This is a genomic window from Enterococcus sp. DIV1083b, assembly GCF_051713705.1.
GTDB lineage: Bacteria > Bacillota > Bacilli > Lactobacillales > Enterococcaceae > Enterococcus_D > Enterococcus_D casseliflavus.
Map to the genome: position 1 here is coordinate 2,447,425 of NZ_JBIOQJ010000001.1, position 12,496 is coordinate 2,459,920.

A 12,496-nucleotide genomic window follows, 5' to 3' on the forward strand; every position below is an offset into this window, starting at 1 on the left:
CCATATTCAAATCAAAGTGTTTCATAAACGATTTCTTTGGCTTCGGGAATCGATTCATCAATAAAGAATACTTTATACCAGGTCAAGAACGTAAAGATCGTCCAGATTTTTCGCTGAAGATTCGGTTTTCCTTGGCGATGGTCTTCAAGCATTTGTAAAATTGCTGTTTGATCGAAGAAGGTTGCCGCAAAGTCTGACTCAAAAAGGCTCTTGACTGCTTCATACCCTGTTCCTTCTTTCAGCCATGCCTTTATAGGTACAGGAAAGCCGAGTTTTTCACGGTTTGCCCACTCTTTTGGCAAATGACGGTTTGACGCTTGTCGAAACACATCTTTGGTGTTGTTTTGATTGATCAAATATTTCGTCGGGATCGTTTGCGACAACTTCTGCATCTCGATATCCAATAAAGGAACACGTAATTCCAAGGAACTCGCCATGGACATTTTGTCTGCTTTTAACAAGATATCCTTCGGCATCCATTGATGAAGATCCAAATATTGCATCTTGTTGACCTCGTCTTTGAGACCATTGACTTTCTCATAATGAGGCGCAACGATTTCAGCAACAGATGGTCCTTTTTGATACGTTGGTTTTAAAAGCTGTAGTGCTTCCTCTTCTTCAAAGACCAGGGCTTGCCCGATAAAGAAGTCTTGGGCAGGTGCCGTTGCTTCATAAAGATGAATTCGACCATGGAAGTTTTTCATTTTGCCGATTTGACGTCCTAAACGAAAGCGGATGTTTTGCGGCAGTTTTTTCAAGCCTTGGGCAAAAACGCGCACCGCTTTAGAGTTTGTGTGGAAGCCATAAGCAGCATAACCGGCAAATAATTCATCTGCCCCTTCCCCAGATTGAACGACTCGCACTTGCTGTGCTGCCAGATTGGCTAAAAAGTACAAAGGGACACAGCTTGGGTTAGAATCTGGTTCGTCCAAGTGATACTGAATCAACGGGAATGCCTCAAAGGACATTTCACCATCGATGACCGCTGCTGTGTTGTTCAAACCAAGTTTTTCCGTCAATTTGCGGGCCTCGATCGCTTCGTTGTAGGTTTTGTCATCGAACCCGATTGAAAACGAGCGATCTGGTCGCAAGACAGAAGCTACGTAACTTGAATCGACACCACTGGATAAAAATGAGCCGACTTCAACATCACTGATTTGATGAGCGGCAATTGATTCCTGGACTGCTTGATCGATTTTGTCGACCCATTCTTCTCTTGAATGATTTTCTTTCACTGAAAAATCTGCATCCCAATACTGCTTGATCGTCAATCCCTGTTCATTAAACAAATAATAATGCCCTTCTTGCAAACGATGAACGCCTTTAAAGAAGGTTTCTCCGTTCAAAGGCGAGTATTGAAACGTCAAATAAGGTTTCAACGCCTCTTGGTTCAACTCTTTCTTGAAATCTGGATGAGGCAAAAAGCTCTTGATTTCAGAACCAAACATAAAACTGCCATTCATTTGCGCATAGTAATATGGTTTGATGCCAAAGTGATCCCGAGCGCCGAAAAGCTCTTGTTTTTCTGTGTCCCAGATGGCAAAAGCAAACATTCCTCGCAGGCGCTGCAAAACATCAATGCCCCACTCCTCATAGCCATGTAAGACTACTTCGGTATCCGCATGGGTAGAAAAAACATGACCCGCTTGGATCAATTCTTCCCGCAACACTTGAAAGTTATAGATTTCCCCATTAAAAATAATGACTTTTGTTCGATCCTCGTTAAAAATCGGTTGTGAGCCACCTTCTAAGTCGATGATCGATAAACGACGAAACCCTAACGCTACTTGGTCGTCGGTAAATTTTCCTGAACTGTTTGGTCCGCGATGAACGATCCGGTCCATCATGCGTTCAATAATGATTTCTTTTTGGTCTTTCGAATTGACAAAGCCGACAATTCCGCACATATTTTCACATCCGTTTTCATAATCCATTTTCATTTTTCTAAAGTAAATCATACCATAGAATTCAAGAGATACGATCTCTTTTTCAAAAAAATACAATCAATATATTTTTGCACAAAACACAATTTGGAGATAAACCTTATGATATCAAGGTTTCCAACCAACTCATACTCTCAATCTTACAAATTTGTTATCTAAGAAAATAGCTATCCTCAAAATTCTTAAGAAATTTTTTATGAATTCTATTTTTCTGAAAATGTACAAAGATACTTTTCCCGAATTTACTGACTCCAGGAAACTTCTTTTGCTGCCATTCTCAGCATTGATTTCCTGAAAATAATCAGTCAGATTTGTTCGCTTGATAGTTTTATTGGACGAATGTGAAAAAAAGTGTTATTCTAACTATGGAATTTCGTTATCAACTAACCGTTGCCTTTCAATGACAAGTTTTAAGAAAGGAGAATGACTATGACATTCTATAACACAGATCTACAATATCGTGTAACTCTGGATACCAAATTGAATTTATTTATCGTTTTCGATAAAAAAGATGCGAATCATTTTGCGACTGGAATTACGATCGAGCAAGCTGTACAAGAATTGAAAAAAACTGCATAAGGAGTTTATCCAAATGAAGGATACCGATTCGTACTGAAAGCACCTCGCTAAGGAAAAAATTAGCTAGGTGCTTTCTTGTTTTTTGGCTCGCTTTTGTCTTTTGCAGTATCCGCTTCTTGCTTCTGTCCACTTTGCTGTTCATCTAGCTGTAAGATTTCATCAACAGATCCTTGCTTAATAAATTTGCTCAATCCCTGTGCCGCAACTTTTGTGTAACGCATGAAGTAATCTTTTTCTTGAAAATCCATCTTCTTCCCTCCTACTGATACAACTGTACTTTCATTTCGTTTACTAGCGATTTCACCAGTAATTCTTGAGCGTCACTTCTTTAATACATATGAATGATCCATTAATAGCATACACGTTACATTTGTCAAATCATTCTTTTCCTCTATTCATGAAAAGACAAATCTGTTTTCTGATTCCAGACATAGTACTATTAACTTTAGGAAACTGTTTTCTTAGGGGGGATGCTTATGGCTATATTTTTCGCTGGTTTGTTTTTTATCGGTTTGATCGGTTTCATTTTTGGCATTATCTTATTTTATATTGGGTTGATAACTCAAAAAAACAAACGAGATCGAAATGTTTTTCTCATTGTCGCTTCCGCTTTTATTGTCTTGTTTTCGTATGGTGGCTTGTCCTTCTACCAAGATGTAGCGTCTTTCGATAGCATCACTGCGCAATTAAGCCTTTCTTTACGTAACGAATCAGGGAAAAATGAATCCTTTGGCGATGCCGCTACTTCCATGGAACAACCACAAGGAGAACAAACAGCTGGCAACAACGAAGCAAGCAGTGCGCAACAAGAAGAACCCGCAAACAACGAGCAACATACACCTCAACTTTCTCGTGAAGAAAGAAATGCACTGAATCGTGCAGAAAGATACTTATCCAGCAATGCGTTTTCTCAGTCGAGCTTGAAACGCCAACTACTCTATGAAGATTTTTCTGAGAGCGCAGCAGACTTTGCCGTAGCCACCGTGGATGCCGATTGGAACGAGCAAGCTTTGAAAAAAGCAATTCGCTACTCGCAAAATTTATCCTTATCAGATGAGCGTGTGGCGAGCCAACTTTCCTTTGAAGGCTTTACTTCTGAACAAATTGAATACGCCTTAGCACGTTTGCCCGATTGATTCTTTTCGTTTGTTGCCGCACCACAAGAAAAAAGAGTCCAGCGAATTGGCGTACATTTCTGTTGATTTCCCGATTGAGTGTAAGCTGAGGGTTTTTCAGATGGTCATCGAGCAAACTCGGCAGTCAGTTAGCTTCTCTGCCCATTTTTCTGCCCACAACAAACAAAAAAGCCTATCTCGAAAGATAGGCTAAACGCTCCAAAGCGTTGATATAAGGAGAGTACAGGATTTGAACCTGCGCGCCGGGATGAACCGGGTCGGCGGATTTCGAGTCCGCTGCATTACCACTCTGCCAACTCTCCATAACAGTTATTTTCGCTAGTTTTATTAAAAATGTCAAGAAAAATCTGCACCCAATAAGTAATGGGATGCAGATTTTTTGTTCTTTAATCGAAGATGTAGCTATCTTTCTTTTCGATTACGCCTTCAATAGTCTCGTTGATGATTTTGATAATCTGGTCATCGGTGGGTGTGATGATACCCGCCGACATTAAGGAAGCCAAACCAGTCACAACGATCCATGCGCCATTATGTAGTGCATTTACCGCATCTTCTGAAAGATCCGCATATTTTTCTTCTGATTTGATCAAGGATTTGAAATAGGTCGATGAAAAATCATGCATCAATTTCCCACCGCCATAGTCGTCGATAAAAAGGGCGATGTAGAGATTGTGCTGCTCTTGAGCGAAGCGTATATAATTCAGGCCTAAATCAACAAGTTTGTCTCCTGTTCGAACAACTGGAAAAACATTTTCCGATAAATCTTTGAAAACAGCCTCCACCAAGGTATTTTTTAAGTCCTGCATATTTTCGAACTCAAGATAAATCGGTTGAGTAGAAATTCCCATGTGCTTAGCGATATTCCGGGCCGTAAAATTGCCAAAACCTTCTCTATTGATCAGTTCATAAGCGGCCTTCAAAATGTGTTCTCTTGTATAGACCTTCCTTCGCATCAATAAATCCCCCTTTTTATATTTATTTAATTGTAACCGAGATATTCATTTTTTTAAAATAAAACACTCCATCCGTTATCTTATTTCTATTCACTTTGTTCATTAAAAACGAATGTTTACTAATTAAAAGAAGTGCTTCTCCTTTCATTTATCACAAAAAATCCTACGCATTGACTGCTAGTTATTTTTCAAATCTACTTTTCTTCCTTGTTGAAAACTCGCTGAAATTGTACACTAAGAATGTAGTGCGCAAATTCGATTGAAAAAGGAGTTTGGAAATGGCTGAATCAAAAGAGCTATTATTGGAGACCTGTTTGTTGGCAGGAAAAATCATGATGGAAAACGGCTCGGAAGTCTATCGAGTGGAAGATACAATGAATCGAATTGCAGCAAATGCCGGGGAGCAAGGTAGCATTAGTTATGTAACAGCAACTGGACTTTTTATGGGCTTACGCAGTAGCCACTATGCACAAGTAGAAAATGTTCATGATCGAGTCATCAATCTCGAAAAAATTGTTGCCGTCAACGGATTGTCCCGTGCCTATGCTGAAAAAAAAATCTCGTTAGTGGAACTGCACGAGGCATTAAAAAAGGTCAATCCAACGACACCAAGTTTTCCTTATTGGCTGCAGGTGTTTAGTGCGGGCGTGGTCAGCAGTACTTTAATGATTATTTTCGGCGGTGCTTGGTTTGATTTTCTAGCAACGTTTGTCATTGGCTGTCTGGGATTTTTATGCGCCTATTGGGTCAAAAAAGTCATCGATATCCGCTTTTTGGATATGTTTTGCGCCTCTTTACTGATCGGTACTTTGTCTCTTCTAGCGGTCTCTCTTCATGTCGCACAAAACGTCGATAATTTGATTATCGGTGCCGTCATGCCCTTAGTTCCTGGTGTAGCGATCACCAATTCCTTTCGGGATATTTTGGCAGGCCATCTCATCAGTGGGACTGCTCGGGGAACTGAAGCTATTTTCACAGCTGCCGCGATCGGTGTTGGCATCGCCACGGTCTTCACCTTATTTGGAGGGATCTCATGACGATTTTTATTCACCTTTCCTTTAGCTTTTTAAGCACCGTGACCTTTGGTATCTTGACCAATATTCCTAAAAGAGCCTTAGTTGCAACAGGCATTGCTGGAACGGTTGGCTGGATGATCTATTGGTCATTGAAAACGATTGGCTACGGTCTAGGCAGCGCCAACTTCTTAGCCGCATTTGCCGTCGGTTGCGTCAGCATCTTTTTTTCCCGCAGAAAAAAAATGCCCATGATCATTTTTAACATTCCTAGCCTCGTTCCTCTCGTACCGGGTGGTCCTGCCTACAAAGCCGTTCGAGAATTCGCTTTGGGCGACAACTTTGTCGGCTTTGAAAATCTGATGATCGTTGTCATCACCGCTGGGGCGATCGCTGGAGGCTTCATGATGACGAGTGTGGTCGAAAAGATTGTTAATCGTTGGCAAATGAAGCGAACGAAAAAACATCCCTCAGATAAAAAAATCTCCTGAAACTATTGGTGCGCAGAAACTATAAATTTTTCTTATTTCAGACTTTAGTACAATGTTTTCTTTTCGGACTTCTTTTATAATAAAGGCATACCTTACAAAACTGTTTGACGTTTGTCATTTGTTTTACTGGATTTTTCTGGTCTCACCCCGTATAGTGGGATTATGAAACATAAAGGAGATGAAGTCCTGTGAGCATAGCAACTTCTCGTCGTATCATTAATACGATTTCTATTATTGGCTTAGGTTTATCTATCGCATTAACGATCTATTTTATCAATCTAGGTGTTTTCAAAGACATTAATGCACTGCGAGGTCTAGTTGGAAATTCCGTTATCTTAGGACCAATCGTCTTTATCCTTTTGCAGATCTTGCAAGTAGTGATCCCGATCATTCCCGGTGGTGTCTCCAGCGCTGCAGGTGTCTTGATTTTCGGTCCTTATCTAGGATTCGTTTATAACTATGTAGGAATCAGTATTGGTTCTGTCATTATTTTCCTGCTAGGCCGACGATACGGTAAACCATTCATTTTAAGTATGATCAGTGACAAAACTTACGATAAATATATTGGCTGGTTAGATAACCAAAGCCGATTTGAAAAACTTTTCGCCCTTGCAATCTTTCTACCAGTCGCCCCAGATGATGCCCTTTGTCTAATGGCTGGCTTGACCAACATGACAGTGAAGAAATTTACGCTGATTATTTTGTTGGCAAAACCTGCTTCAATTTTCTTGTACAGCATGGCTTTGATTTATGGTGGAACATTCTTAACTGGTTTGTTAGGCGGATAAGAAAAATAGGTAAGAAAAACGATCAATTCATTGAGCCGAACATGAAGGAGCTGCTTTTCATGGCTCTTCGACATTTAGTGTTGGTAGAGAAAGATACAACTGAAAATTTAGTCATAACCAGTTAGGCAGAGTGCTTAACTGGTTTTTGTTTTACTTGGAAGATCAATCCTTGAATGAGATAAATTCTTGCTCGAAAGTTATGGAAATTTCGATAGCCGTAGGCTACTCGTTTTATCACTTTTATCTTGTTGTTTGTTCCTTCTAATGCACCATTACTATACCTGGTTTTTAAAGCATATTGAATCCCTAATTTGTATTTATTTAAAAACGTCAGCTTCTTACAAAACCATTGTGGGAGGCGTTGATCTAAGCTGTTGATCGTATCGAAAAAGCTTTGGCTGTCCTTGTGTTTAAGGTGATAGAGGAGGAGCTGACAGGTCTCGTAAGCCCTTGTTAATTGCTCGTCATAACTCAAAAGTTCATCGACGATCGCTTTTTGCGTCATTGGTCTACGAAAGGATCGATCATATTGATAATTGGAACTATCCAGATCATAGGCATGCTTAAGGAGTAATTTCCAGAATCGCTTCAATCGTCGATACTTTGTCGGTTCCGTTTTTTGAAAGCTATTCATTGTTTTAATTCGCAACTGATTTAACGCACGAGTGATTTGTTGGACAATGTGAAAGCGATCGGTCACGATTTTGGCGTTTGGGAAGACCGCCTTTACAAGTTCAAAATAAGGGGCATTCATATCCATCACGACGTATTTCACGTTCGCTCGTGCTTTTCGAGTGAATTTAAGGAAATATGGTTTTAAGAAAGCCAGGCGACGATTCTCCAATACACCGATTAATTGCTGGGTCTGCCCATTCATAAAGACAAAACTCATTTTTCCACTGCAGGACTTCATCGATTTGAACTCGTCAAAACAAAGGACCGAAGGTAATGTATCAAAACGAGGATGATACGTTTTTAAACAGGTGTGTAGGACACGCAGAACGGTTACGTCAGAGACAAAATAGCGATCGGCAATTTCTTTTCTTGTTGTATTCTTCGCCAGTTCCAAGGCAATTTGAACCTTTAATTCCTTTGAAAGATAGCAGTTTTCATCCACCAAATTGGTCTGAGCGTTGAATGTCGACTGACATTCTTTACAGTAAAAGCGCGTACGTACCAAGCGTAATTCTGTTTTGATGTCTCGATAAGGCAAAAGTTGGACTTTTGTTTTATGTGAGCCATTCTTGATGATTTGTCCTTCATTTTTGATACCACATTTACGGCAATGGCTTGGTATATAGCTAAGTTTGGCATGGATAAGATTGGTGCGAAACCCCTCTTCTTCTATAGTCTCTAACCATTCTTCTTCGAAGAATAAATTTTCATCTGTTAAACCTAACAAGTTTCTAGTACAATGATCCATGGAGATATCCTTTCTTGGTGTGGTTTTGTTTTAGTCGACTAAATTCTACCAGTTAGGCTATCTCTTTTTCTATCTTTTTTTACAAAAAAAGTGTCAGTAGAAAATCCGTAGATTTTCCACCAACACTAAATATTGTAGAACCCTTTTCATACAGGGATCTATACCTGTGGCGAATGTGCTTCTGAAACTGTTCGACTCTTTTTTTCCGCCTTTTTAGAATAAATAGGAACCAAAATACTTACTTTTGTTAGGATGACGACCATGAATTATTTAAAAAACAGCTTAGTCAACACTTGGGATTTTTTGAAAGACAGCAATGCCTACTTCCGTGATGTTTTATTGATGCACGGTGCCTTGTTGTTCTTAGTGATCCCGATATTATCGGCTTCCACCAAGTTCGTCTTAAAGCGCGGCGGCTTGCCTTACCTTTCTTTCGATAATATCGGTAGTATCTTTACAGATCACCCTGTTGTGTTGCTCTCATTAACCCTGATTTTGCTTTTGATCTTATTAGCCGTCTTTTTTGAATTTACTTTCTTGCTGCTGAGTGTCTATTTTATCAAAAAGAAGCAGCCCATCAGCTTGCGGCAATTGTTACGAATGACTATTTTGCAATTGCGCAAATTACGGCCGATGACCTTTTTATTTTTCCTTTTTTACTTCTTACTGATTTTACCCATCGGTGGATTGAGTTTTAATTCGGATTTACTCGCAAAAATCAAAATCCCTGCTTTTATCATGGACTTTATTTTTGCCAATCGTGTCTTGATCATCGGGGCAGTGCTTTTGGTTTATGTTTTGTTGATTTACTTGGGGATTCGCGTGATCTTTGCCTTACCGGAAATGATTTTACGTGATCTGCCCTTTCGAAAAGCGATCAAAGAAAGCCTCCAAGTAACAAAACGCCGTTTTTTTGCCATCGTTGGTCAATTTGTCTTTATCGGTGGTAGTATCTTATTGATCACGACTCTGGGCTTCACGCTGCTGATTACCCTTCAAGCGGTGATTGAAGTTGTTACACCGGACTATGCGTTGTATAGTGCTGTTTTTATTATGACTTTCTTGCAGTTTATTTTGTTACTGAATGTCATTTTATCGACCGTGGCTATTTTTTACATCATCGTTGATTTCATGGATGATGAAGGCTTTTTACCAGAGATCCCTTCGTGGTTCCACCAAGAACCATTGAACCAGCGACATTTTCTAGGACTGAAAAGTTCCTTGTTTACCTTGGTCACGGTACTTTTTGGTGTTGGGGTTAGTCTGTATAATATGAACTATCTGACCTCAGCTGCTTCGATCCATCCGGTAACGATCTCCCATCGAGGGGTAAGCGACGGACAAGGGGTCCAAAATTCCCTTGAAGCGTTACGTTTTACTAGTGAGAAATATCAGCCGGACTACGTGGAAATGGACGTCCAGCAAACAAGTGATGGTCATTTTATTGTCTACCATGATTTTTCTTACCGGCCTTTGACAGGCGGCAAAGGAAAACCCGAGCAATTGCCCTTGAGTTACGCCGAATCACTGACGGTTTCAGAAAACAACCAGACAGCCCGTATTCCAACTTTTGACGAGTACTTGGCGCTTGCCAATCAGTTGGACCAAAAATTACTGGTGGAGATCAAAACCCAACAAAAAGATACTGCGGCACTCGTAGATGCCTTCTTAGAACGATACCAAGAGGATTTAGTTGCAAATGGGCATATTATGCAAAGTCTCTCCTATACAGTTGTTGAAGAATTAAAAGAGAAGGCGCCTGAATTGACGTCGGGATACATCATGCCTTTCAATGTCGTAGGGCCGCCACTGACCAGTGCCGACTTTCTGACAATGGAATACAGTACGATCAACCGCAACTTCATCGCTTCTGCCCGGACCGATGGCAAGGAAGTGTTCGTTTGGACCCCCAATGATGCGGATACTATCAGCCGAATGCGTTTTTACGGTGTAGACGGGATCATTACTGACCAAATGGGGATTTTAAATGAAGAGTTGAGTTTGTCGGAAGAAGATATGACTTATTCAGACAAACTATTGAATTTCGTGATTGGCGTTGGCTGATCTCACACAAAGAAAAATGCTGCTCACGGTGATCCGTTGAGCAGCATTTTTTGCTAGTTGGTTAGGCAACGTTCGTTTGCGTACAAATTTTATTGAAACTGACGATCATCCGACGATTACAAGCTTCTACTTGTGCTTGATCTTCTTCTTCATAACTTGAAACGACGATCAACGCCGTATGTACGTATAGTTTTTCCACCACACCGATCACAGGCTTGCTCGCCCCGACAGGTTGGCAGACATATTTTTCACCGATCGTAATATTCTCCATATCCTCACCTCAACCGTTTTCTTTCATAAAGATATAATAACAAAAAAGCATCAAATTGAAAACGTTTTATTTCAATTTATCACGCATTTGTCACCAAGAAATGACAGTTTCGTTCGTTCAAACGCACTGGTTTGTTCGTGCTACTTCTTAAAAATCATTCTATACTAAAGAAAATCAAAAGGAGATGAGTCAAATGCCAATTATTCAAACCTGTATCTTTGGACTATTGTCTGCTGCGTTGCTTTGGGGATTAAAAGAAGACTGCTGATTTTTTGGATCAACTATCGAGTAACACAACAAACGCGAAAATAAAGGTTCTACAATATTTAGTGTTGGTGGAAAATCTACGGATTTTCTACTGACACTTTTTTTGTAAAAAAAGATAGAAAAAGAGATAGCCTAACTGGTAGAATTTAGTCGACTAAAACAAAACCACACCAAGAAAGGATATCTCCATGGATCATTGTACTAGAAACTTGTTAGGTTTAACAGATGAAAATTTATTCTTCGAAGAAGAATGGTTAGAGACTATAGAAGAAGAGGGGTTTCGCACCAATCTTATCCATGCCAAACTTAGCTATATACCAAGCCATTGCCGTAAATGTGGTATCAAAAATGAAGGACAAATCATCAAGAATGGCTCACATAAAACAAAAGTCCAACTTTTGCCTTATCGAGACATCAAAACAGAATTACGCTTGGTACGTACGCGCTTTTACTGTAAAGAATGTCAGTCGACATTCAACGCTCAGACCAATTTGGTGGATGAAAACTGCTATCTTTCAAAGGAATTAAAGGTTCAAATTGCCTTGGAACTGGCGAAGAATACAACAAGAAAAGAAATTGCCGATCGCTATTTTGTCTCTGACGTAACCGTTCTGCGTGTCCTACACACCTGTTTAAAAACGTATCATCCTCGTTTTGATACATTACCTTCGGTCCTTTGTTTTGACGAGTTCAAATCGATGAAGTCCTGCAGTGGAAAAATGAGTTTTGTCTTTATGAATGGGCAGACCCAGCAATTAATCGGTGTATTGGAGAATCGTCGCCTGGCTTTCTTAAAACCATATTTCCTTAAATTCACTCGAAAAGCACGAGCGAACGTGAAATACGTCGTGATGGATATGAATGCCCCTTATTTTGAACTTGTAAAGGCGGTCTTCCCAAACGCCAAAATCGTGACCGATCGCTTTCACATTGTCCAACAAATCACTCGTGCGTTAAATCAGTTGCGAATTAAAACAATGAATAGCTTTCAAAAAACGGAACCGACAAAGTATCGACGATTGAAGCGATTCTGGAAATTACTCCTTAAGCATGCCTATGATCTGGATAGTTCCAATTATCAATATGATCGATCCTTTCGTAGACCAATGACGCAAAAAGCGATCGTCGATGAACTTTTGAGTTATGACGAGCAATTAACAAGGGCTTACGAGACCTGTCAGCTCCTCCTCTATCACCTTAAACACAAGGACAGCCAAAGCTTTTTCGATACGATCAACAGCTTAGATCAACGCCTCCCACAATGGTTTTGTAAGAAGCTGACGTTTTTAAATAAATACAAATTAGGGATTCAATATGCTTTAAAAACCAGGTATAGTAATGGTGCATTAGAAGGAACAAACAACAAGATAAAAGTGATAAAACGAGTAGCCTACGGCTATCGAAATTTCCATAACTTTCGAGCAAGAATTTATCTCATTCAAGGATTGATCTTCCAAGTAAAACAAAAACCAGTTAAGCACTCTGCCTAACTGGTTATGACTAAATTTTCAGTTGTATCTTTCTCTACCAACACTAAATGTCGAAGAGCCAAAATAAAACAACGCCTT

12 protein-coding genes and 1 tRNA gene are annotated in these 12,496 nt (G+C 39.9%); 7 read left to right on the forward strand and 6 right to left on the reverse strand.

Features of this window, described 5'->3' with window-relative positions:
- Positions 1-11 precede the first annotated feature (11 nt).
- Complete coding sequence (gene asnB, locus IGI69_RS11350) at positions 12-1,907, reverse strand: asparagine synthase (glutamine-hydrolyzing) (protein WP_151196513.1); 1,896 nt, start codon at positions 1,905-1,907, stop codon at positions 12-14.
- Between the two features lie 465 nt (positions 1,908-2,372).
- On the opposite strand from asnB, the gene IGI69_RS11355 reads away from it, so the two are divergent.
- Positions 2,373-2,522 (forward strand): hypothetical protein, encoded by a 150-nt coding sequence (locus IGI69_RS11355; protein WP_005229155.1) that lies wholly within the window; start codon positions 2,373-2,375, stop codon positions 2,520-2,522.
- Between the two features lie 59 nt (positions 2,523-2,581).
- Here the strand turns inward: IGI69_RS11355 and IGI69_RS11360 are convergent, their stop codons facing one another.
- Positions 2,582-2,770 carry a hypothetical protein gene (locus IGI69_RS11360; RefSeq protein WP_438740864.1) on the reverse strand — a complete coding sequence of 63 codons (189 nt, stop codon included), beginning with the start codon at positions 2,768-2,770 and terminating at the stop codon, positions 2,582-2,584.
- A gap of 228 nt (positions 2,771-2,998) precedes the next feature.
- Here IGI69_RS11360 and IGI69_RS11365 point away from each other — a divergent pair, with 228 nt between their 5' ends.
- Complete coding sequence (locus IGI69_RS11365; RefSeq protein ID WP_438740866.1) at positions 2,999-3,658, forward strand: Ltp family lipoprotein; 660 nt, start codon at positions 2,999-3,001, stop codon at positions 3,656-3,658.
- 214 nt (positions 3,659-3,872) lie between these two features.
- Here IGI69_RS11365 and IGI69_RS11370 read toward each other — a convergent pair.
- Together IGI69_RS11370 and IGI69_RS11375 are read right to left on the reverse strand one after the other, a co-directional pair.
- Positions 3,873-3,960: transfer RNA gene (locus IGI69_RS11370), tRNA-Ser, on the reverse strand.
- A gap of 84 nt (positions 3,961-4,044) precedes the next feature.
- Positions 4,045-4,611 carry a TetR/AcrR family transcriptional regulator gene (locus IGI69_RS11375; RefSeq protein WP_010749693.1) on the reverse strand — a complete coding sequence of 189 codons (567 nt, stop codon included), beginning with the start codon at positions 4,609-4,611 and terminating at the stop codon, positions 4,045-4,047.
- Positions 4,612-4,889: 278 nt separating this feature from the next.
- On the opposite strand from IGI69_RS11375, the gene IGI69_RS11380 reads away from it, so the two are divergent.
- The 3 genes from IGI69_RS11380 to IGI69_RS11390 all read left to right on the forward strand — a co-directional run bounded on the left by IGI69_RS11380 (position 4,890) and on the right by IGI69_RS11390 (position 6,903).
- Complete coding sequence (locus tag IGI69_RS11380; RefSeq protein WP_010749694.1) at positions 4,890-5,648, forward strand: threonine/serine exporter family protein; 759 nt, start codon at positions 4,890-4,892, stop codon at positions 5,646-5,648.
- Positions 5,645-6,115 (forward strand): threonine/serine exporter family protein, encoded by a 471-nt coding sequence (locus tag IGI69_RS11385; protein WP_016608602.1) that lies wholly within the window; start codon positions 5,645-5,647, stop codon positions 6,113-6,115. The genes IGI69_RS11380 and IGI69_RS11385 overlap by 4 nt, the downstream gene beginning before the upstream one ends.
- Before the next feature lie 188 nt (positions 6,116-6,303).
- A complete protein-coding gene (locus IGI69_RS11390) occupies positions 6,304-6,903 on the forward strand; it encodes a TVP38/TMEM64 family protein (RefSeq protein WP_005229140.1) in 600 nt (199 codons plus the stop codon).
- 121 nt (positions 6,904-7,024) lie between these two features.
- Here IGI69_RS11390 and IGI69_RS11395 read toward each other — a convergent pair whose 3' ends face one another.
- Entirely contained in the window at positions 7,025-8,326 is a 1,302-nt protein-coding gene (locus IGI69_RS11395; RefSeq protein WP_438740869.1) for an ISL3 family transposase, read from the reverse strand.
- A 261-nt stretch (positions 8,327-8,587) separates the two neighbouring features.
- On the opposite strand from IGI69_RS11395, the gene IGI69_RS11400 reads away from it, so the two are divergent.
- Positions 8,588-10,390 (forward strand): glycerophosphoryl diester phosphodiesterase membrane domain-containing protein, encoded by a 1,803-nt coding sequence (locus IGI69_RS11400; protein ID WP_244733313.1) that lies wholly within the window; start codon positions 8,588-8,590, stop codon positions 10,388-10,390.
- Between the two features lie 61 nt (positions 10,391-10,451).
- On the opposite strand, the gene IGI69_RS11405 is transcribed toward IGI69_RS11400, so the two are convergent.
- On the reverse strand, positions 10,452-10,661 hold the full coding sequence (locus tag IGI69_RS11405; protein WP_005237189.1) for a hypothetical protein: 210 nt from the start codon (positions 10,659-10,661) through the stop codon (positions 10,452-10,454).
- 455 nt (positions 10,662-11,116) lie between these two features.
- On the opposite strand from IGI69_RS11405, the gene IGI69_RS11410 reads away from it, so the two are divergent.
- Positions 11,117-12,418 (forward strand): ISL3 family transposase, encoded by a 1,302-nt coding sequence (locus IGI69_RS11410; protein WP_438740869.1) that lies wholly within the window; start codon positions 11,117-11,119, stop codon positions 12,416-12,418.
- Positions 12,419-12,496: the final 78 nt, after the last annotated feature.